Annotated in this window: 18 protein-coding genes; 13 read left to right on the top strand and 5 right to left on the bottom strand. The window is 57.6% G+C overall.

The features are described 5' to 3' along the window. Positions 1–3: 3 nt before the first annotated feature. Positions 4–1,503: a hypothetical protein gene (locus tag ACAW74_RS17870; RefSeq protein WP_370699581.1), complete on the bottom strand. Its 1,500-nt coding sequence runs from the start codon at positions 1,501–1,503 to the stop codon at positions 4–6. A gap of 15 nt (positions 1,504–1,518) precedes the next feature. Beyond that, a complete protein-coding gene (locus ACAW74_RS17865; protein ID WP_370699580.1) occupies positions 1,519–2,328 on the bottom strand; it encodes an SDR family oxidoreductase in 810 nt (269 codons plus the stop codon). A gap of 123 nt (positions 2,329–2,451) precedes the next feature. Here ACAW74_RS17865 and ACAW74_RS17860 point away from each other — a divergent pair, with 123 nt between their 5' ends. The 11 genes from ACAW74_RS17860 to pepT all read left to right on the top strand — a co-directional run bounded on the left by ACAW74_RS17860 (position 2,452) and on the right by pepT (position 14,983). Continuing rightward, a complete protein-coding gene (locus ACAW74_RS17860) occupies positions 2,452–2,994 on the top strand; it encodes a hypothetical protein (protein WP_370699579.1) in 543 nt (180 codons plus the stop codon). A gap of 293 nt (positions 2,995–3,287) precedes the next feature. Beyond that, positions 3,288–4,412, top strand: a complete 1,125-nt coding sequence (locus tag ACAW74_RS17855) for a hypothetical protein (protein ID WP_370699578.1) — start codon at positions 3,288–3,290, stop codon at positions 4,410–4,412. 117 nt (positions 4,413–4,529) lie between these two features. Next, entirely contained in the window at positions 4,530–5,420 is an 891-nt protein-coding gene (locus ACAW74_RS17850; protein WP_370699577.1) for a hypothetical protein, read from the top strand. Positions 5,421–5,499: 79 nt separating this feature from the next. Then, positions 5,500–7,035 (top strand): phosphatase PAP2 family protein, encoded by a 1,536-nt coding sequence (locus ACAW74_RS17845; RefSeq protein WP_370699576.1) that lies wholly within the window; start codon positions 5,500–5,502, stop codon positions 7,033–7,035. An 85-nt stretch (positions 7,036–7,120) separates the two neighbouring features. Continuing rightward, positions 7,121–9,301, top strand: a complete 2,181-nt coding sequence (locus ACAW74_RS17840) for a TonB-dependent receptor family protein (protein ID WP_370699575.1) — start codon at positions 7,121–7,123, stop codon at positions 9,299–9,301. 45 nt (positions 9,302–9,346) lie between these two features. Continuing rightward, positions 9,347–10,561 carry a DUF3179 domain-containing (seleno)protein gene (locus ACAW74_RS17835; RefSeq protein ID WP_370699574.1) on the top strand — a complete coding sequence of 405 codons (1,215 nt, stop codon included), beginning with the start codon at positions 9,347–9,349 and terminating at the stop codon, positions 10,559–10,561. Positions 10,562–10,620: 59 nt separating this feature from the next. Continuing rightward, a complete protein-coding gene (aroQ, locus tag ACAW74_RS17830; RefSeq protein ID WP_370699573.1) occupies positions 10,621–11,043 on the top strand; it encodes a type II 3-dehydroquinate dehydratase in 423 nt (140 codons plus the stop codon). Positions 11,044–11,162: 119 nt separating this feature from the next. Then, complete coding sequence (locus ACAW74_RS17825; RefSeq protein ID WP_370699572.1) at positions 11,163–12,179, top strand: aminotransferase class V-fold PLP-dependent enzyme; 1,017 nt, start codon at positions 11,163–11,165, stop codon at positions 12,177–12,179. A 186-nt stretch (positions 12,180–12,365) separates the two neighbouring features. After that, the gene (locus ACAW74_RS17820; RefSeq protein ID WP_015332793.1) at positions 12,366–12,947 is read left to right on the top strand and encodes a MarC family protein; all 582 of its coding nucleotides are present in this window, start codon (positions 12,366–12,368) and stop codon (positions 12,945–12,947) included. Between the two features lie 111 nt (positions 12,948–13,058). After that, on the top strand, positions 13,059–13,526 hold the full coding sequence (locus tag ACAW74_RS17815) for a pyrophosphohydrolase domain-containing protein (protein WP_370699571.1): 468 nt from the start codon (positions 13,059–13,061) through the stop codon (positions 13,524–13,526). Positions 13,527–13,723: 197 nt separating this feature from the next. Further along, positions 13,724–14,983, top strand: coding sequence for a peptidase T (pepT, locus tag ACAW74_RS17810; RefSeq protein ID WP_370699570.1), 1,260 nt, complete (start codon positions 13,724–13,726; stop codon positions 14,981–14,983). A gap of 73 nt (positions 14,984–15,056) precedes the next feature. Here pepT and ACAW74_RS17805 read toward each other — a convergent pair whose 3' ends face one another. Continuing rightward, a complete protein-coding gene (locus ACAW74_RS17805; protein WP_370699569.1) occupies positions 15,057–16,247 on the bottom strand; it encodes an ATP-binding protein in 1,191 nt (396 codons plus the stop codon). Positions 16,248–16,446: 199 nt separating this feature from the next. Here ACAW74_RS17805 and ACAW74_RS17800 point away from each other — a divergent pair, with 199 nt between their 5' ends. Both ACAW74_RS17800 and ACAW74_RS17795 read left to right on the top strand, forming a co-directional pair. Next, positions 16,447–17,493, top strand: coding sequence for a DUF5700 domain-containing putative Zn-dependent protease (locus tag ACAW74_RS17800; protein ID WP_370699568.1), 1,047 nt, complete (start codon positions 16,447–16,449; stop codon positions 17,491–17,493). Positions 17,494–17,618: 125 nt separating this feature from the next. Further along, positions 17,619–18,479: a M90 family metallopeptidase gene (locus tag ACAW74_RS17795; protein ID WP_370699567.1), complete on the top strand. Its 861-nt coding sequence runs from the start codon at positions 17,619–17,621 to the stop codon at positions 18,477–18,479. Between the two features lie 2 nt (positions 18,480–18,481). On the opposite strand, the gene ACAW74_RS17790 is transcribed toward ACAW74_RS17795, so the two are convergent. Both ACAW74_RS17790 and ACAW74_RS17785 read right to left on the bottom strand, forming a co-directional pair. Further along, positions 18,482–18,943, bottom strand: a complete 462-nt coding sequence (locus ACAW74_RS17790; RefSeq protein WP_370699566.1) for a hypothetical protein — start codon at positions 18,941–18,943, stop codon at positions 18,482–18,484. 213 nt (positions 18,944–19,156) lie between these two features. Continuing rightward, on the bottom strand, positions 19,157–22,576 hold the full coding sequence (locus ACAW74_RS17785) for a DUF7133 domain-containing protein (protein ID WP_370699565.1): 3,420 nt from the start codon (positions 22,574–22,576) through the stop codon (positions 19,157–19,159). Between the last annotated feature and the right edge of the window lie 76 nt (positions 22,577–22,652).

Raw genomic sequence — 22,652 nt, 5'->3', positions numbered from 1 at the left:
ACGTTACTGCAAACGGCCTTTTTGGGCGGTGAGCGCAGCCCGCGCCGCTTTCTCCAGGTCAACGGAGTTACGCTGTTGGCCAGCCCCAACGGTTCTGTTTTCCTCAACATAAACAGCTCGTTGTGATTCCGGTACGTACCAGAAGGGGATGGTAGCTATGGTTTCGGTCGTGTTGTGCTTTGGGTCGAAAACGCCGACCTGAAGCGTATTTCGTCCGGTTTGAAGATTGCCCGGAATCAGCACCGTTTGCAGGCCGTGTTGTTCCTGACTGCCCAACTTCACGAAGACCAAACCGGTGTTGGCGCAGAGCGAATCATTGACACGGAAGCACACAAGTGCATTGATCTGCTGGTTACTCCAATTGGCGTATTGTTTCCTACGCACTTCCCTCGATAGCGTATCAGACCATTTGGGCTCGGTAGCCAGTCGGGTTAGCAGGGTGTCGAGGGCCTTGGGATAGGCCACAGATACGGTTAGATACGGTTCCCGCACTACCTTGGCCTGAATGGAGGCAGCATCGACGTACTCCCCGTCGGGGCGGAGGTTGTCGTAGGCGTTGGCATCAGCATAGAGGCTATCAACGCGGGCCGAGAACAGATGTCGGTCGTTAAGATACTGAGATCGTTTCTCAATCGCTTTTAAGTCGGCCGTATACTCGGTGAAGAAAATCACGAAGAAGATGCCCATGAAGACAGCCATGCCGCGCATCCGCTCGCCCGGCTGCTGATTGCTGGAAATGGTGTTCGCCAAAAAAGACATCGGTACGTAAAAACCCAGGTACATGAACTTCCCCAGCCCGGACATTTTCTTGGAGACCTGGTAGCCAAAGGACGATTCCTTTATTTTTTTGACCGACAGCAACGCGATAACCGTGTAGAGGGCTATAACCAGCAGTACACCGATAATCTTGATGCCCAGCCACACAGGAGATGGTACGTTGGGCTGCACGTAAAGCAGCAGAAACAGCATAAATAAAAAAAACACCATTGTCATTGCCATGATGAACACCATAAAAAAGGCATTGGCAAAGACGATGTTACACTTTTTGTCGAGCTTCAGGATATAGCGGTCGAGCGGGCCGAGTTGCTTGGAAAGCTCCCTTCTGGCCTGTTCCGACATGAAGGGCAAATTATCGTAGCGGATGCCTGCCGGATACACGGCCTGCAGGCCGACCATCCCCACCCAAAACGCTCGCATAATGAAGTTGACCAGAAAGGCCCCAAACAGTACGTAGCACATCACTTTCAACAAACTGTAGGCCATCGTGGGCAGCATAGCTAACAGCCCCTCGGCATGGGTCTGGTAGTTATACAGAATGAAGCTGTAGGCCGAGGCAATAAGGTCAGGCAGAAGCAGGATAGCGTACATCGCCACGCCCGAGATGGCCAGTTCAAGGTTCCAGCTTTGGGCGGTTAATTCGCGGAGTTTGGCTTGCTCGTCGGATGTAAGCGTGGTGTCGGTGGGTACGTCAGTATCAGGTTGGGGTACGCTGGTCTCTTGCATCGGCTACGTTCGGGACTAGACGGCCTCGATGGGCCGTTGCCCTAAAATATGCGATAACAAGCCGGGAATGAAACGTTTCAGATAAATTCCCAAGATTTCGCGACCACCGATGTATACTTCTTCTTTGCACTGTGCTACGGCACGTACCATCTTGCGGGCAAACTCGTCGGCGGGCATCCCTTCCTGCTGGGCTTTGTTCAACCGACCGTAGGCCTTGCCGCTGGCGTCGAGGGCTGAGGCCGAAATCGGCGTGCGGATGTAGCCGGGGCAGACCATCGTCACGCGTACCCCATCATTGGCAATTTCGGCGCGCAGTGAATCAAAGAAGCCGTGCAGTGCATGTTTGGATGCGCAATAGCCCGACCGCTGCTTGACGCCGATCTTGCCCGAGACGCTGCTGGTGACGACGAACTGCCCGCTTTGCTGCGCCAGAAAGTGGGGTAAAACGGCTTTAGCCAGCGCAATCACACCGAAGAAGTTGACCGCCATCAGCCGGTGGTAAACACTCAGCTCGGTCTCACTGACGAAACTGCGCTGACTAATGCCTGCATTCAGGAAGAGCATATCGATGCGGCCAAACCGCTGAATGACCGCCTGTACGTGTGATGGGAGGGAAGCTTCGTCGGTTACGTCGAGGGGCAGCACCAGCACCTGGGTTGGGTCAAGGCCGGTCGCCGTGGCCACGCGCTGAAGTTCATCAGGGCGGCGGGCCGACAAGATGAGCCGCGCGCCCTGCCGGGCCAGCTCAAGCGCGAGGGCTTCGCCAATTCCCGACGAAGCGCCGGTAACCCAGGCGACCTTCTGATGAAAAAAAGACTCAGGCATAATTTTGGGATATAGTCCAGTGAGCAACTATATTTTTCTATATTTGTTCCCGATATTCTGCAACCAGCCGAAACGGTCCGATTTTAGTTATTTTTGCGCTGATTTGCCCCGTCCGTCAATCCAATGAAACGCCTGCTGAGTCTGAGTTTACTGGCCCTGCTGCTTTACCACACGCTGGCAACGGTGTGGGTGGCGGTTGGTGTGTGGTGGCACGATCAGCGCGACCTGTCGAAACACCTGACCGTTTATTCGTCGGTGGATAGCATGGTCGAGTTTCAGGTGGTGTTGGGCAGTGATCAGGCGCAGCAACTGGCCGAGCAGACGACGGAAGACGGATTTGCCTACCACGACAAATTCTACGACGTGATCAGCGTCGAGCTACACGGCGATACGCTCCGTATTGCAGGCATGGAAGACAAAGCGGCCCGGTTCTGGCAGCAGGATCTGCTTTCGTTCATTAAAAAAACAATCAGCCAACCGACCGACGACTCGAGCCGAAAGGCCGGTCAGTGGCTCAAGCTCCTGTTGAAAGAGTATCATCTCTCAACACCCTTTACCTTATCCCCTTCACTCGTAAGCTGGCTCGTCAGCCTACGGATTCCCGACGCGTCGACGCAGCTCATTACGCGTGCGCTGTCGGTGGTGGCGCCTCCGCCACGTGGTTGAATGACATCCGGTTTCTGCCCTGTCAGCTAACTGATTGGCAGCACGATTTCATTCACCAACTCAAAGCCCCAAACTGGCTTTTCCGCTCCTTTTCCGACGATCTGGGTACGTTGTGCATTTTCCTATGCGCTCTGTCGATCTGTATACTATAGGCCCTTAGCCGTAGTGCATGCCCCTGATTACCCGGACCTTACGCCATCCGGCCCGGCTGCCCGCTCTGTGGGTTGGCTGGTGGCTCCGGCGCAGGCACACGGATCGTTGGAAGGCTGGAGCCACTCGGGCTCTTTCCTTACATGACAATAACTTTAAAGTATACCGGGCTGGCCATATTGGGCCTTGCTCTATCTACCCAACTGGCTACCGCACAGGGCTGCGTAGCTGTTCGGCACATGAGTTGCGCGGCTCCGGGCGGCGCTAGCTCGGCCGATTATTTCAAACAACGGTCGGGCCGCTGGCAGGTGTCGGCGGGGTATCGGTACTTCCGGTCGCACCGGCATTTTGTGGGCGATGTGGAGCAAAAACAACGCTACGAGCAAGGTACCGAGGTGATTAACGTCTCGCACGGGATCGACCTGGGCGTAACCTACATGCCGTCGCTACGCTGGCAGTTATCCGTGAATCTGCCGTTGCAATACAACGACCGGTCGTCGCTGTACGAACATTATGGCAACGCGGTATCGACCAACCCGGAGCAGAAGCGCTTCCATACGGGCTCACAGGGTATCGGCGATCTACGGATTTCGGGTAGCTACTGGCTCAAAAATCCGGCGTCGCTGCCCAAAGCCAACCTGGCCGTCGGCCTCGGTGTGAAACTGCCTACGGGCAACTACGCCGTAACCGACGATTTCCACAAGCGCACCAAAGAAGGGGCCGACTACACCATCAACAAACCCGTCGATCAGTCGATTCAACTGGGCGATGGAGGCGTGGGTGTGAGCCTCGAAGCACAGGGCTACTGGCAGGTGGGCAACCGGCTGTCGGTGTATGCCAACGGGTTTTACCTGTTCAATCCCCGCGAGACCAACGGCGTGGTACGTAGCCCCGAAGCGACCACCATCGACCTCGTGACAGGTACGTTCTCGGTGGCCGATCAGTTTGCGGCGCGGCTGGGCGTGAGCGAGTCGATCCGGCTGGTGCCGGGCCTGTCGGTCATGCTGGGTGGGCGCGTGGAAGGTGTACCGGCTATCGATGCCTTTGGCGGCAGCAGCGGCTTCCGTCGGCCGGGCTACATCGTGTCGGTTGAACCGGGTCTGGCCTACATGCGACACAAGTATGCCGCCGCCCTGACCGTACCGGTGGCGGCTTACCGGAACCGGACCAAAAGCTACTCCGATCGCCTCGACCCACTGGGCGTTCGGCAGGGTGATGCCGCTTTTGCCGATTACCTGATCTCGTTCAACGTAAGCCGTTGGTTTTAATGAACTGGCATTTGTCTTCGGCGTCATTCGTTGTCAAAAACAAGCAATGATTACCAATGACGCGAAGCCAATGACAACGTATGACTTCGAAGGCAAATGCCCGTTCTCCCTCTTTTTATGAAACGACAACTTTTTATCATTGTGCTGGTGCTGAGCAGCACGGTTAGCGCCTGGGCACAGATGCCGCAGGACGCCATTTACATGCCCAAAAAATCCATTTGCGTAGCCGCGATGTATGGCAAAAGCAACTGGAGCTGGTATTGGGAAAACACGCTGAAACGCGAAAACTACAACATCGGTACGCACACCACCCAAAGCGCCTCGCTGATGGCAGCGGTGGGCCTGAGCAACCGGGTGAACCTCATCGTAAACGTACCTTACGTCTGGACGAGCACAAGCGCTGGTAACCTGCTGGGGCAACGGGGCTTCCAGGATCTGTCGGGCTGGATTAAAGTAGAAGCCCTGCGGGTCAAGGAGTTTTCGCTGCACGGTATTGCGGGTGCCTCAACGCCCTTGTCGAGCTACGTACCCAACTTCCTGCCGATGTCGATCGGGATGGGCGCGCGCTCAGTCTCGGGGCGGTTGCTGGCCAACTATCGGGATACCAAAACGGGGCTGTACGCAACGGCACACGGCACCTATACCTGGCGGGGTAACATCCGCATTGATCAGGATGCCTATCAGGCCGACAATCGGGTATACAACACCGATGAGGTAGCCTTGCCCAACGCGGCCGATGCGGCGCTGCGCCTGGGTATCCTGCGTCGCACGTTCCAGACCGAGGTGTTTGTGGAGCGGTTTACTTGCCTGTCGGGCGATAACATTCGCCGCAACGACATGCCGTTTCCGACCAACAACATGCAGGCTACCACGGTGGGTTGGTATGGTAAATACCAACCCCATAACGTCGGTTTCAATGCGCGCGTCGGGTACGTAACCAGTGGTCTCAATATGGGCCAAAGCACGGCGTTTACGCTAGGGCTATTGTATCAGATTAACCTTAACTAGTTTGTTGTTTTACGTTGATAGTCAGTGTGTTATCGTTGATTATCAATTCGTTGAGAACAAACTAATCCGCTTTTGACTTATGAAACTTGCTTATAAATTAGGGATTGTGAGTGCGTTGTTGACGGGTGTCTGGGCCTGCGACAAGACCATTGAAGAACCACAGCGGCTTGGGTACGTACCCGCCAGCGTGGACGAAAAAGCGGGTACGTGGAAGACCTACGTGCTGACAAGCCCCACCGACGTAACCGTAGCAACCCCTTCGTCAACGACTTCGGCCGAGTATCAGGCCGAGCTGGGGAACCTGAAAACCTTATCGGCCAGCCTGAATGCCGAGCAGCAGGAGGCAGTCGTGTATTGGGGCGCTGGCGCAGCCTACCGCTGGAACGAAATTGCCCGCGAGCTGTCGGCCCGGTATAACCTGGCACCCGCCTCGAATGCCGAAGGTAAGTACCCGGTGCCCGACGTCGCCAATCCGCTGGCTGACCCCAAATTTCCGTTTGCCAACCCGCCCTACACGGCCCGGGCGCTGGCTTACCTGAGCGTGGCCCAGTACGATGCCCTGGTGTCGGCGTGGAGCTATAAATACAAATTCAACCGGGCGGCCCCCTCGAAAGTCGACGCGGCTGTGCGGGTGGCCCTGCCGGTGTCGGCCCTGCCCGCCTACCCGTCGGAAGATGCGGTCGTGGCGGCGGCATCGGCTGTGGTCCTGAAAGCCATGTTTCCCGGTGAAGTAGCCTACATCGACGCCAAAGTAGCCGAGCACCGCAACGCGCGGCTGTGGGCGGGTATGAACGTAGCCAGTGATCTGACGGCCGGTGCCGATCTGGGCGCACAGGTAGGCGCAAAAGTGATGGGCCGCGCCCGCACCGACGGGATGAGCGCCGCCAACAACCAGGCGCTCACGGCCGGGATGATCGAGAAAGCCAAAGGGCTGGGCATGAACGAGGTGTGGGTAAGCCAGGAAACGCCCGCCCGCCCGCCCATGCTGCCCAACTACGGAGCCGTTCAGAACTGGAATTTTGATGCCGCTACGAAAGTAAAACTGCGTCCCGAAATGGGGCCCGTGCCGGGCAGTGAGCAATTCACCAAGGAACTGAACGAACTGCGCGACATCCAGAAAAACCAGACCCGTGAGCAGGCCCGCATTGCCAACTACTGGGCCGATGGGGCAGGCAGCTACACGCCGCCGGGCCACTGGCACCGCACCGCCGCCAACACCGCCCACGAAGCCAAATACAGCGAAGTGCGCATGGCCCGTACGCTGGCGCTGGTTGGCACTACGCTCATGGACGCAGGCGTATGCTGCTGGGATACCAAATATTACTACTACAGCCCCCGCCCGCAGCAATACGGCGTGAAAACGTCGGTCGGCCTGCCCAACTTCCCGAGCTACACCTCGGGCCACTCGACGTTCTCAGCGGCCGCCGCTACCGTGTTGGGCAGCATCTTCCCCGACCGTAACGACGAGTTCTGGAATAAAGCGAAGGAAGCGTCAGACTCACGTGTGTATGGCCTGATTCACTTCCGTTCTGATTGCACGATGGGATTGGTCTGCGGGAAAAATATCGGCAACTACGCCGTCGCCAGAGGGAAAGCCGACGGCTCAGGCCTGTAACGAGGCGCAATACCTGCCCGGTGTGCGACTGACCAATTTGCGTCAGGCACCGGGCAGGTATTCGCCTGTCTACTCAACAAACAACATGCAGTCTATCGTACAATTGCTGGTGGCGGTTTCGCTGTTGGCCGGGCCGTGCATGGCTCAGGCGCAGACCGATACCCTGCGCACCAAGACGCTCGATACCCTGGAAGTAACGGCCAATCGCAACCGCGTGACGCTCCCCCTGCCCGACGTACACGGCACGTACCTGCTGGCCGGGCGACGGAGCGAGGTGATTCGGCTGGCCGATATCGACGCCGATATTGCCCAGAAAAACCCCCGGCAACTACTGGCGCGGATACCCGGTCTGTTTGTCTATGACATGGACGGTACGGGTAATCAGCTCAACGTAGCCACGCGGGGCCTCGACCCGCACCGGTCATGGGAGATGAACCTGCGCCAGAACGGCATCATCACCAATTCCGACATGTATGGCTACCCGGCAAGCCATTACTCGCCACCTACCGAAAGCATTGAGCGGATCGAACTGGTGCGCGGCACGGCGTCGCTCCAGTATGGCGCGCAGTTTGGCGGTATGCTCAATTATATAACCAAGCAGGCCGACACCACGCGCCGGATTGGTTTTGAGACCATCAATTCGATTGGGTCGTTCGGTACGCGCAGCACCTACAACGCCCTGAGCGGACGCGTGGGTCGGCTGACGTACTATGGCTATGCCTACTGGCGGCACTCCGACGGTTACCGCGACAACAGCCGGTCGGACGCTCAGGCGCAGTTTGCCCGCCTGCATTACCAAGTCAACACCCGGCTGGGTCTGACGGCCGAGGTAGGGCATTCGCGGTATGTCTACCAGATTCCCGGCCCGCTCACCGACTCCATGTTCCGGGCCAATCCGCGGCAGGCCACCCGCAGTCGTAACTTTTTTAATCCGAGCATCTGGGTACCGTCGTTCCGGCTCGACTGGCAACTGACCCCCCAAACGCGGCTGCAATGGGTGACGTCGGCGGTGCTGGGTGACCGCAATAGCGTACAGATCGATGCTTTTGCCACTGTCAGTGACTTGCCCGACCCGGTGACGGGGCAGTACCGGCAGCGGCAGGTCGACATCGACAACTTCAACAGCTACACCTCCGAGGCGCGGCTGTTGCAGCAGTTTAGGGTGGGTAGTCTCGCAGGTACGTTGGTAGCGGGTGTGCAATGGATGCACAACGACCTTCACCGGCGGCAGCTGGGCAAAGGCACCACCGGCTCCGATTTCGACCTTAGCCTGACCGCCCCCTTCGCCCGCGACTTGTGGTACCATACCCGCAACGGCGCCGCCTTTGTGGAAGGGCAACTCCGGGTGGGGCGGCGGCTAACCCTCTCGCCCGGTGTGCGGGTTGAAGATGGCGAAACACAACTGCGTGGTAGCATCAGCTATTATGATGCGGCCGAGCTGCCCACCAATATCAGCCACCGGTTTGCGCTGCTGGGCCTGAACGGGCAGTATCGACTCAACGATCGGATGCGGCTCTACGGCGGCTGGTCGCAGGCCTACCGACCCGTGTTGTTCAAAGACATTATTCCGACGTCGGTGTATGAGCGGATCGACAAAAATCTGCGCGATGCCACCGGCTACAATGCCGAACTAGGCCTGGAAACGCACTGGTCGGGTGGGCATCTGAACATCAGCCTGTTTGAATTGCTCTACCGCAACCGCATGGGTACGTTGGTGTTGATGGACGACAACAACCAGCCCTATACGCTCCGTACCAACATCGGCGATAGCCGCAATCAGGGTATTGAGGTATTGCTGGAAGGACAACTAGCTCGATGGAAAGGGCTTAACCTCAGCGGGTTTACGTCGACATCGTTTCTGGACGCCCGGTATACCAACGCCCGGGTATCGGTCAACGGGGAAAACGTCAGCGTGAACGGCAACCGGGTCGAGTCGGCCCCGCAGATCACCAGCCGTAACGGGCTGACGCTCCGTTACCGAACCGCCAGCTTAACGGTGCAATACAGCTACGTAGGCATGACCTACGCCGACGCGCTCAACACGCCCGTGCCGTCGGCCAATGGCGCCAAGGGGCCCGTCCCCGCCTACGGTCTGCTCGACCTGAACGCCACCTGGCGCGTGGGAACGCACCTGACGCTGCGGGGGAGTATCAACAACCTGACCAACGAGTCGTATTTCACCAAACGCCCCACGTTCTATCCGGGGCCGGGTGTCTGGTCGTCGGACGGCCGCAACGCCATGCTGTCGGTTGGGTATAGACTGTAAGCGAACGAGTGAAATAGTGAACGGGTTTTCGACCACCACCAGACAATGAATCGGAATTGGCTTTTCCTGGCTAGCGTTGGCTTGCTGCTGCTCATATTGCTCGAAGCGGCACGGGTGTATTTTATCATGCCGTTTCCCGGCAGTCAGCTCGACGATGCTGCCAACCTGAGTCGCGTGTCGATTGCCTATTGGTTGCATCGGCACGCAGGCTGGTTGCGGGCAATTGGGCTGGTGTTGCTGGCCTACCCGCTGGCTCGGGTGCTGTGGCGGCCCGTCCGGCAGAGCGACCGTTGGGTTGCGGGTGGATTGGCCATTGCCTACGGACTAGTGCTGTACGTGGTCAATCAGACGATGATGGCCGACCACATGTTCTTGCAGCCGACCACCAAGCGGATGCTGCCCATGGCCCAAAACAAGATCGGGACCAACAAACTGGTGTTGGGCGTGGTGGAGAACGGCGAAGCACGGGCGTATCCGATTCAACTCATCGGCTACCACCATCAGGTCCGCGACACGGTTGGTGGCAAACCTCTGATGATCACCTACTGTACGGTTTGCCGCACCGGGCGCGTGTTTGATCCCGTGGTGGCGGGACAACCCATGACCTACCGGCTGGTCGGGATGGATCATTTCAACGCCATGTTTGAAGATGATCGCACGGGCTCCTGGTGGCGACAGGCGACGGGTGAGGCTATTCTGGGAACCCTCAAAGGCCAAACCTTAACTGAGCTAACCGCCCGGCAGATGACGCTGGCCGAATGGGCCGCCGAACACCCCAACACCCTCGTGATGCAGCCCGACCCGGCTTTTCGGGAAGAGACCGACAGCCTCGCTACATATGACCTGGGCGTCCGTCGGGGTAAACTGACGGGTCGCGATTCGGCGTCGTGGCATACCAAATCGTGGGTAATCGGGCTGGCGGACAAACAAACCGCGATCGCCATCGACTGGAATGCGCTGGTCAAAAAACGGGTAGTGAATGCCCAAATGGGTCCCAAACCAGTATTGCTGACGCTGGCCCCCGATCGGCTCACCTACCGCGCCTTTGACCGTACCGTGGCGGGTCGCGTGCTCACGTTTACCCCGCTTGCCAACGGGCAGTTTACCGACCGCGAAACCCAGACGATCTGGAGCAAGACCGGGCAGGCAACCACGGGTACGTTGGCGGGGCAGCAATTGGCTAACGTATCGGCACATCAGGAATTCTGGCATTCGTGGCGGTCGTTTCACCCCACAACCAGCCAAACTGAAGGCGAATAACGGCGGACGCAGGTACGTCCAACGAGCGCACCTTGCGCTTTGGGCGTATCTTTACCGCCGTGAAAAAGATCCTGATCCTGAACGGCCCCAACCTGAACCTGCTGGGTAAGCGCGAGCCGACCATCTACGGCAACCGCTCGTTTGTCGACTACCTCAAAACGATCGAGGCGCAATTTCCTGACGTACAACTGCACTATTTTCAGTCGAACCACGAAGGTGAACTGATCGATAAAATCCACGAGCACGGCTTTGATTTCGACGGGATCGTGATCAACGCCGGGGCTTACACGCACACGTCTATCGCCATCGCCGATGCGTTGGGGGCCATCACCACGCCCGCTGTCGAGGTACACATCAGCAACGTCCACGCCCGCGAAACCTACCGGCATCACAGCTATCTCTCGCCCAAATGCAAAGGTGTCATCGTTGGCCTCGGCCTGACCGGCTACGAGCTGGCCGTGCGCTACTTGCTTGACTTATGAACTAGGAATTATGGATTATGAAATTGCTGCGCCCGTGCCGTCAGATGGCAACATCAGCGAGTCTATTTCATAGCTCATAATTCCTAGTTCATAATTCCCACCCAACAGCCCTCATTACCATGATCACCTTCTATCCTGGTCCGTCCAAAATTTACCCGCAGGTGGCGGCCTGGGCGGCGGAAGCCTGCACGTCGGGTATCGTCAGCATGAACCACCGTAGCCCGGAGTTTATGGCCATTACGGAAGGAGCCATGCGCGGGGTGCGCGACAAACTGAACGTACCTGACGACTACCACCTGGCCTTTGTTTCGTCGGCGACGGAATGCTGGGAGATCATCGCCCAATCGCTGACTGAGCAGACGAGCCTGCATCCCTACAGCGGCGCCTTTGGTAAAAAATGGATGGACTACGCCCATCGGATCAAGCCGCCGCAGCAGCCCGACGAAGCCGATGTGTTGTGCGTAGTCCAGAATGAGACGTCCAACGGAACTCAGGTACGTATGCCGGTGCTGGGTACGTTCCGGCAGGAATTTCCCAACGTCCTGATTACCGTCGATGCCGTGTCGTCGATGGCGGGTATTGCCTTCGACTGGACGCTGGCCGATGTGTGGTTTGCCTCGGTGCAGAAGTGCTTCGGCCTGCCCGCTGGCCTGGCGGTGTTCATCTACTCGCCCCGGGCGCTGGCCCGTGCCGAGGCAATCGGCGAGAACAATCATTATAACAGCCTGCTGTTTCTGCACGAAAATTTCAGCAAGTTCCAGACGCCCTACACGCCCAACGGGCTGGGTATCTACCTGCTCGACCGGGTGATGCAAACCGTGCCGCCCATCGCCGACACCGCCGCCCACATCCGGCAGCGCGCCGCCGACTGGTATCGATTTTTTGAGAACGAGATGGCCGGTTCGCCGTTCCGGTTACTGGTGGACGATGTCGATCTCCGCTCCGATACGGTCATTGCCGTGATGGGCAGCGAGGCCGACATCAAGGCCGTTAAAACCGCCGCCAAAGCCGCTGGCTTTATCCTGGGCAATGGCTACGGCGACTGGAAAATCACCACCTTCCGCATCGCCAACTTCCCCGCCATCACCGACGAGGAGGTCGCTCAGTTGCGGGCGTGGTTGAAGGGGTGGGGGTAATGGAGGATGTATAATGTACAATGTACGATGCACAATGAACGATGTACAATGCACCGCAGCGGCGGACCGTAATGGGTGTAGGCGTCGCTACCTTTGCGAATAGCCCTCATTATTCATTCCCATTACGGTCCGCCGCTGCGGTGCATTGTACATCATACATCGTTCATTGTACATCCCCTTCCTGCTATGCCACTCAACTTTAAAGAGATCATCTCGGTTACGCTCATTCTGTTTTCCGTCATCGACGTGCTGGGGTCGTTGCCCGTGATCATCGACCTGCGCCAGAAAGTCGGTACGATCGAGTCGGAGAAAGCAACGCTGGCCTCGGGTGTGCTGATGCTCACGTTTCTGTTTGTGGGCGAGCGCATCCTGAAGCTGTTTGGCGTGGATGTGCAGTCGTTTGCCGTGGCTGGGGCGATCATCATCTTTCTGATCGGGCTGGAAATGATCCTGGGCCGGACCATCTTCAAGTCGGAAATCGAGGCCGACAGTGCGGCGCATATCGTGCCCATCGCCTTCCCGCTGATTGCCGGGGCGGGTACGCTGACGACGCTTATTTCGCTACGGGCCGAATACCAGATCGGCAATATCGTGGTGGGGGTGATTCTGAACCTGATCCTGATTTATATCGTGCTTAAATCGGCGGCCTGGCTCGAAGACCGGATCGGACCGGGTGGGCTGAATGTACTACGAAAGGTTTTCGGCATAATTTTGCTCGCCATTTCCATCAAACTGCTCAAGAGCAACCTGCTCCCAGCCAATTTTTAAGGAATGAACGCGAAGGGCGCGAAGGTTACGCAAAGGTCGCCAAGAGTTTAGATTAACGGCTTCGCGATCTTTGCGTAGCCTTTGCGCCCTTCGCGTTCAAAAATGTTACCTATGCAATCTCCTGATTCGCTTACTGCTGTCGCCGAGTTTCACCGCACGTTCCATGCGCCGGTGCTCGATACCCCCCAAATTCCCTCGGAAGCTCGCTGCGGCCTGCGTGTCGCCCTGCTGGCCGAAGAACTCGACGAACTGCGCGACGCTATTGCCGGGAAAGACATCGTGGCCGTGGCCGATGCTCTTTGCGATTTACAGTACGTCTTATCGGGCGCGGTGCTCGAATTTGGGCTGGGCGAGCACTTCAAAGCCCTGTTCGATGAGGTACAACGTTCCAACATGAGCAAAGCCTGCCTGACGGTCGACGAAGCCGAGGCGACGGTGGCACAATACACCGCCAAAGGCGTCGCCTGCCACTACGTCGAGTCGGACGGGAAGTTTCTCGTCTACCGCGACGCCGACCACAAAACCCTCAAAAGCGTCGGCTATTCTCCCGCCGATCTGGCCTCGCTGCTGGCTAAATAAGCCTTTTTCGTCATCCCGACCGGGGCGCGTAGCCGGCAGGAGGGATCTTACTGTGCCCTAACTCCCAAGTCATGATGCGTCAAGATCCCTCCTACCGGCTACGTGCCCCGGTCGGGATGACAAAAAAGGTACCCCAAACCGACTGTCCAGACTCCGGACTGATACTAATTCCGACTTCCCAGACTGCCATACGTTCCATGATCAACGCCCAGACCCTGACCGACCGATTTCTACGCTACGTGCAGATCGATACCCAATCGGACCCGCAATCGACGGCTAGCCCGACGACGGAAAAACAGAAAGACCTGGGCCGCGTGCTGGTGCAGGAACTGCACGAACTCGGTATCGCCGATGCCGAACTGGATGCCTTTGGGTACGTCTACGCGACCATTCCCGCCAACGTACCCAGCGACGTACCGGATCACCAGCTGCCTACCATCTGTTTCTGCGCGCACATGGACACCTCGCCCGACGTGACGGGGGCGGGCGTGAAGCCGATTATTCACCGACAGTGGGACGGTGCCGACATTGTATTGCCCGAACACGCCGACGCGCCCATCGTCATCAGTCAGCAGGATCACCCTGATCTGGCGCAGCAAATTGGCAACGACATCATCACGGCGAGTGGCGACACGCTGCTGGGTGCCGACAACAAAGCGGGCGTGGCGGCGATCATGGCGGCGGCCGACTACCTGATGGCCAACCCGGACGTACCCCACGGGCGCATCCGCATCCTGTTCACACCCGACGAAGAGGTGGGTAAGGGCACGGCCAATATCGACATGGCGAAGCTCGACGCCACCTACGGCTACACCATCGACGGCGAATCGCTGGGTACGTTGGAAGATGAGACGTTCTCTGCCGATGGTGTGCAGATCGTGATTCAGGGGGTGAGCACGCACCCCGGCTTTGCCAAAGGCAAGCTCGAAAACGCGCTGAAAATCGCGGGTGATATCCTGGCGGGGTTGCCCCGCACCGACTTGTCGCCCGAAACCACCGAGGGCATGCAGGGCTTCGTGCACCCGACCCACATGGAGGGCAATCAGGACCGCGTGGTGCTGCACTTCATCGTGCGTGATTTCACCACCGCCGGCCTGCACGAACACGAAGCACTCCTGCAATCGCTGGTCGATGAGGTGTTGGCCAACTACCCGCACTCATCGGCGACGCTGACCGTGCGGGAGCAATACCGCAACATGAAAGAAGTGCTCGACCAACACCCGGCCGTGGCCGAACACGCGCTGGAAGCCATCCGGCGGGCGGGCCTGTCGCCGCAGCGACGCAGCATCCGGGGCGGTACCGACGGGTCGCGGCTGTCATTTATGGGCTTGCCCTGCCCCAACATTTTTGCCGGTGAACACGCCTTTCACTCGCGGGAAGAGTGGGTATCGGTGCAGGACATGCAGAAAGCCGCCGAAGTGATCGTGCATCTGGCCCAGATTTGGGCGGGTAAGTGATTGGCTCTGGGTACGTCGGTATGGCCGAAAAGGGGCTGTTGTGGTGAACGCTTTGTTTACAGCAAGAGCTGAATTAACCAGGGAATAAAGCAGCTGGGTCGGCACGTAGAAAGTCTACCCAGGGTACCCCACTTTGGCCCACCAGCAGAACGCTGCTCGGACTTACCTTTTGTTGAAAACTAGCTATACCCGGGGCCTGTTGCTTCCGGCCACTTTTGACTTCCAGACCGACTACCTGCCTGCCTTTCTGAATAACAAAATCCACTTCGTCGTTGCCGTCTCGCCAGTAAAACAACTTGAGTTGATCCAGGTGGGCCGCCCGGCTTAGATGAACGCCAATAGCCGTTTCCACCCAGCGGCCCCACTCGGCAGGAGTAGCCCTGACCTGATCGAAGGAGTAAGGCGAAAAGACAGAAAACAAGGCGCTGTTTTGTACCTGCCATTTCGGAATCGAACTACGTTGCCGGGCTTTGTCTATCGTGTATTTATCCAGACTGCTCAACAGGCCTGCCGAGTCCAGTAGCTGAACATAGTGTGAGAGGGTCGTGGTATTACCCGCATCCTGAAGCTGCCCCAGCAGTTTGGTGTAAGACAGAATTTGGCCAGAGTAGCTACACCCCAACTCGAACAACTGTCGTAGCAGAGCAGGTTTGTCTACCCGGGTCATCATCAGAATGTCTTTCGAGACGGTGGTCTCGATCAAACTGTTGAGAATGTAGTCGCGCCAACGATCGGGATCATGAATCAAGGAGGCCGCCCCCGGATACCCACCATACCAGACGAACTCATCAGGCGTAAAACCAAAAGCGGTCTCCATTTCGGCCAGACTCCAATGCGTGAGTGGCATCGACTCGAAACGGCCAGCCAACGACTCCGTCAGTCCGCGCTGAATCAGCAAGCGGGCTGACCCCAACAGAATCACTTTCAACGGGATACTATTGAAGGTGTCCTGATCCCACTGCGCTTTGACTACTTCCGCCCAGTTATCGATTTTCTGGATTTCGTCGATAATGAGCAGCGCCTGAGTAGCTCCGCTGGTACGAAGTTGAAACCGGGCGGCTTCCCATTGTTGGGTAATCCAGACGGAGTTGGCTGCGCCTACTGCATCGGCCGACACATAAAAAGCGGGAAACTGTAACTGCCCTACCAACTGCCGAACCAGCGTGGTCTTGCCCACCTGACGCGGGCCAACTATCACTTGCAGGAATCGCCGTGGCTCGTATACGCGGGCTTTGAGCCGACTGAGTTCATTTCGTTCAAACATATTTTACTCAATGTATTGAGTAAAATTAAGAGATAAGGCACGTAAAATTAGAAACGCCGAGCGGTTTTGGTTAAAAAATCGGTAGTAAGGCGTTTGTGTAGATAGGTGCTTGTGCAGAACAGGCAGAAAGCTGCCGAGGGCATCCGACAACTGGCGCAAATTTGGTAATGGGCTAACAGTGAGATGAGGTGCTATTAGTATGAGTCGAAAGTTGCTGTTGAGTCTTTTAGGTGTGCTGATACAGAGCATTGTATACGCTCAGTCGTTCAACGCACAGCCCTGCTACGAGTACTGGAAACTGACCGATCAACTACGGAAAGGTATTCGTCCGGACGCACAGGATTGGGAACGGCTTCGTCAATTTGATGGGTATAAGCGAAAGAATACCACGAACTGGCAAGAGTTTGTCAGGCGGGTTAGTCTGGTTTATTGGCCGGGCAATGAAGCGCAAATCAGCGAGCAATTAAAAACCGATCTGGAACTGCGCTGGATTGTTCGGTATGCCCGCGAAGAGGCGAATCTGAAAAAATACCTGACCGAACTGGACCAGCTCCACCTGCTGGATAGTGCCCGTTCCCGCGCTCAGGCCTTTCTGCCTCCCAAATTCAAAAATTGCTCCCGGCTGCCTGTGGTCGACCTGATTCTGTATGATTACGATGCCAGCGGTACCAGTAATGGCATTGTGATGGATTTGCTGGTTTCATACGATACGGACCGCTACAAGCCCGGTGCGCTGCTGGGGCACGAATACATGCATTATGCGCTGGCCTATTGCCGCATCAAATTTCGCCATTTCAGGGAGATACGAGTGCCCGCGCACAGGGACCCTTTTCGGGCAATCAACGGCATCAGTGAAGAAGGAACCGCTGACCTGATCGACAAAGCCCATCTGGTGTTTGATAAACACTCGCTCTACATGCTACGCGATACGTTTTTAGTGCTCTATGACACAAAAACCGCAGCAAGCATCCGCAACCTGAATGACGTGTTCGAGAAACTGGCTGACGGTCAATCTGTGCCTATCGACTGGCCTTCAGTCATGCCCGTAAATGGCCATATTCCGGGCTTGTTCATGGGACAAACCATTCAGCAGCAAGGTCTGCAGGATAAGCTGATCAGGCGCATCGAGAACCCGTTCCAATTCTTTTACCTCTATAACAAAGCGGCTATTAAAGCGAATGCTCCCCAGTTCTCGCCGAAAGCGCTCAGTTTTATCAAGCTAATGGAGCGAAATTATTACCGATGAAACGGAAGGATACTGTCGAGTAAAGCTTACAATGTCAGGAGGTTATGATTCGGTCTAAGGACAGGCAGAGCGGACGAATCACTGGGAAAGCTTAACTATCTGTGTCGGTGCCGGTTGTAGGGGCTATGGATAATCTGTTTATTGCCCTTGGGCTGGTATTGGGGCTGGCGATTGCGGCGCTGCTCTGGTGGTTTCTCAACCGGAAGCGTCGGCCAACGACCGCTGAACCGGCCGCCCCGCTGCCGCCGAGTCTGGTGGAACTGTTGGCCGAGAATGTACCCTACTACGCCACCCTGCCCGCCGATCGGCAGTCGGTGTTTGCTGATCGGGTGAGTCAGTTTCTGGCCGAGGTACAGGTAGAAGGCGTCGATACCGAGGTCGATGATGTCGACCGGGTACTGGTGGCGAGCAGTGCCGTGATTCCCATGTTCGCTTTCGACGACTGGCAGTATCCCAACCTGACGACGGTGGTGCTGTACGAATCGACGTTCAACGAGGCCTATGAGACCGAAGGCGACGACCGGCGCATTATGGGGCAGGTCGGGACGGGTGGGGCCTTGCAGAGCACGATGGCCCTGTCGAAGTCGGCGCTGCGCAACGGGTTTATGAACAAAACCAGTAAGGAGAATACGGGCATCCACGAGTTTGTCCACCTGCTCGACAAGGTCGATGGTGAAATCGATGGCAGCCCGGATCTGCTGATGCCCAAAGAACACCTGCAACCCTGGCTGCGCCTCATTCACCAGACGATGCAGACCATGCAAACCGCCCACTCCGACATCAATCCCTACGGGCTGACCAACGAAGCCGAATTTTTCGCGGTGGTATCGGAGTATTTTTTCAAACGCCCCGATCTGCTGAAAACAAAGCACCCGGAGCTGTTTGCCCAACTCGAAGCGATTTTCCGCCAAAACCCATTGACCGACGAAAAAGTCGTGGATGAAACCGCCGAATCCACGGAAAACGAGGTGCCGGATAACCGGTAACGCTACTGGGAAGCCGACGTGTTACGCGCTTTTCCTTCTTCCGAAATGTGCCGCTGACGGGTCATGGATTTTATATACGCCACCCGCCGAAACCGCAACGCCGACCAGTCGCTGTCGATGGCGACCATCCGAACCGGCTCGAAACCTGCCTGACCAACTGTTTGCCAGCCGGTATCGCGGTTGAAGTCGCAGGTATAGTTTTTCGATGTGCCTTTGGGGTAAGCAAACCACAGCGTTGCATCGCCCTGAAGCCGCGACTCCAGTTGCGCGATGAGCGAATCGATCTGCGTTTGCTGCGTTACGAAGGCCAGTACGAACGAAACTGGCTGGTCAGTCTGACCGTCGGTCTGTACACGGCCGTCGGGTAACGCCTGTTGCAGCGCCTGTGCCAAAGCGGCGGGCGCATCGAGTAGCAAAAGCGGTTGCTGCCCGGTATAGTTCAATTTTTTGAGGAGGTCCTGCATGGGTAACTGTGGAACGAACAGGGTAGAGTGACGCTGAATAGCTGCCCTAACTTAACGGTTTTAGGCTTTGGGTAAGGGAATGATAAACGGACTTCAAAAAGAAGAAAAGACTAAACGGAACGCCCGGCTCTGGCCAGGCTGCATAGTAAACTCAATGAGTTGGTTTACAGTACAGCCCGGCTAGAGCCGGGCGTTACGGATTTAATCTGCCGGTCAGTGCTCGTCTTTCAGCGTCGAGAGGAAACTGACTACATCGCGGATTTCGCGTTTTGTGAGCAGGTATTTCATCTCCGGCATACTCGACGGATCGTTGGTGCGCTTGGCAATCTGATCTTTCGCGATGGTGTGGGCCGGGTCGTTGCCAATCTTGATCTGAAGCTCCTTGTCGGTCTCGCCCGCCAGAATACCCGACAATGATTTGCCATCTTTCAGCGTCACCGATACGGTGCCGTAACCGGGTGCGAGCCGGGCGCTGGGGTTGATAACCGCTTCGAGCAGTTGTTCGCGGGTGAGGCGGCCAGCTACTCCGTTGAGCCGTGGCCCTGCATTGCCACCCTGATCGTTGTACGAGTGGCAACGGATACACTGCGCCGTTGGGTGCCGGAAGAAAATGCGGCGGCCCTTGTCGGCCACCCCGCCCATTAGGCTTCCCTTGAAGGCATCGGCATCAGAAAGCTGCCCGCTGAGCGTTTTGTAGCGTGCCGTCAGGGCCGCCGATTTGCTGCTTTCGATGGCTTCTTCCAGTTCCAGATACAACTCGGGCGACAACGTACCGGCCTGCATCGAGCTAAGTAGCTTGTCAAAAACGGGTTGTGAGTTGGCAGCGGGCAACGTACCCAGCGTCAGCAGGGCGGCCTGTTTTTCCTCAATCGGGCCATTGTCGAGCACGTTGGTCAGCAGGCGCACCATCTGCTCTTTCGGCATGGCCGCTTTCCCAAGCAGATCAAGCCCCGCCACCCGGACCTCACGGGCTTTGTCAGCCAGCGCTGTTTCGATGGCGGCATTCAGTTGCGGGGCATTCAGCGCCGCCAGCCCGCGCAGGGCTGCTTCGCGAACAGCGGGGTCGGCATCCGTCGATACCAGTTTAGCCATCGCCTCGTCGGCCGATGAAATACCTAGTCGGCGAATGGCCGAAATGGCACTGAGACGTACCTGACGCTCCGATTGGGTCAGCGCGCCGGTATAGGCCGAAGCCGTCGCATTCCGAACAGGCGCCAGATCACGCTCGACAGCCCCCCGATAGCGCCCATCGACGCGGTCGAGCACCGACGGCTTGGCCCAGGTGCTGAGTGCATCCATTGCCTCGGCCCGCATGGCGGCTGGGTTGCCCGTGCTCTGGAAGTAGCCGATCAGCGTTTGCATGGCCTCGGGCGTACCCACGCGCATGTTGGCGTTGATGGCCCGGCGGATCAGCGCCTCATTAGTGAATTTGGTCGTTTGCAGCAATTTGGCCAACGCGGGTAGCGCAGCGGGAATCGAGAGGTCGTCGTTGATCCCACGGGCGGCTTCGGTGACCACAAACTCATCTTTGTCGTTCAGGAACGACGCAATACCGGGGCTTTGCATGCGGCGCAGGGCTACCACAGCCCCCACCCGAACGGCTTTCGACTTATGGTTGGCCAACGAAATAAGCGGATCGGCTTTCCCGATCCGGGCCAGCGCGAGGCTCGCCCCGTGGCGGAGATAGGCGTCTTCGTCGTTGTTGTCGTCGAGCAGTTTGATCAGCGGCTGAATGGCGGGTTCGTAGGCAATGCGACCCAGGGCTTCGGCGGCGAAGAACCGCGTGCGGCTGTTGTCGTCGGTGAGCAGGGGCAACAGGGCCGAACCCGCCTCGGCATAACGCACGTCGCCCAGCCAGCGGGCCGCCTGCGCCCGGATTTCGGGGTCGCTGTCGGTCAGCAGGGGTAGCAGCAGTTTCGCGTGCGTCTTGGTTTGGCGGGCCAGTTGGCTAATGCCCCAGATACCGTGAATGCGCGCTAGTTGGTTGGATTTCTGGCCAATGGCCTGCTGGAAAATGGGGAGGCTAGCGGCACCCCGGCGGGCCAGTTCAAACTGCGCTTTCTGACGTACCCGCATGTCGGGGTTGCTCAGCAACGTACCCAGGCTGGCGGCGGTGCGAGGCCGGAAATCGGCCGCCAGCAGCGCTTTCGTGCGTTGACGTTCCTCGGAAGCGGCACCGCCCTGCACATCCATCTTCCAGATGCGGCCATAGTTTTTGGTGTCCCAGCCGTTGATCCAGTCGGCCACGTAGAGCGAACCATCGGGCCCGAAGTCGATACCCGTCGCCAGTACACCGCCGACGATTTTCTTCGTTTCACCCAGTTCAAAACCGGCGCCTTTGGGCTTCAGCTTGAAGGCGTGAATGCCGGAGTTGGTGGGGCTGCCGATAAACTCGGCCAGAAAGAATGTGTTCTTGTACTGCGGCCCCAGCGCCGTGCCGGGGTTGTATTTCATGCCCGCTGGCCCACTTACGTAGTTGGCAATGGTGGGCGTGATGTAGGCCGCCTGCCCTTCAAATTTGGGCTTGAACATATTCTCGTCCATCCAGACTTTGTAGGTATTGTTGAGCGGATCGCGGTATTTGCCATACTGCCAGTTGCTCCGCCAGCCCGTGTCTGACCCGTCAACGATGTACACCAGTCGTTCTTTCTCGCCGGGGTGGTCGCCGTCGTTGTCTTCGCTGATGAGGTTACCGTATTCGTCAAACACAAACTCGTGCGTGTTCCGAACGCCGTAGGCAAACACTTCGAAGTCGGAGCCGTCGGGGTTGGCCCGCACAATCACGCCGCTGTTGGGGTGTTCCCACTTTTTGCCGTCGGGGCCTTTGCCGGAGAAACCGATGTCGCCGATCTGCCAGTAGATCTTGCCGTCGGGGCCCATCTCGATGCCCGACATACCGTGACCGCTGAAGCCAACGTGTACGCCGTAACCGTGCGAGATCGACGTTTTTTCGTCGGCAATGCCGTCGCCATTTTTATCGCGCAGTCGCCACAGGTCGGGCGCTACGGCTACATACACATCGTTGCCGTGGGCCATCACGCCGCCGGCCACGTCGGTGATTTCTTCGTGGAAATCGCTGGTTACCAGCTTCGACTGATCGGCCACGCCGTCGCCGTTGGTGTCTTCCAGCCGGAACACGTCTTCGCGCTCTACGGTCAGGTCGCGCCAGTCGTGCGAGCCGTCGCCGTTTACGTCTTTCAGCCACTCGTTTTTGGCGCTGTTGGCCGGGGCAAGCACTTTCCGCAGAAAGGCCCGCCGGTCTTCAACGGTCTGCAACCGGATCGACTCGATTTCCCAGTCCTGATGCCCGCGAATGTCGAACTCCGAGTTTTTCTGGCGGTTGGTTCTATTGTAATAAAGCCGCCCCTTGTCGTCGACGTCGATACCGATCGGGTCGGACACGAGCGAGTCGACGCCCCACAATTTGAGCGTGAGGCCCGGTGCCAGTTGGGGGGTGACGGTGGCTTCGATGGCTTTGGCCATACGAACGGCCTTCTCGGGCGCCAGTCGTTTAATACGCCGGTCGATGGGCGCTATGGACTGTTGGTAACCGGCCAGCCCCAGCAGCGTAACCAGACCCGCCGACCAAAGCGCTTGCTTGCGGGTAAAGACCCGTATGCGGTGTTGTTTCATGTAATGAACCCGTTAAGCAGTTAGCCATACGGACGGCGTATTGGTAACCGCCCGAGGCATTACAGGCTAAAGGCCG

This window comes from Fibrella musci (assembly GCF_041321105.1).
Lineage (GTDB): Bacteria > Bacteroidota > Bacteroidia > Cytophagales > Spirosomataceae > Fibrella > Fibrella musci.
This window is presented reverse-complemented; position numbering and strand designations above follow the sequence as displayed.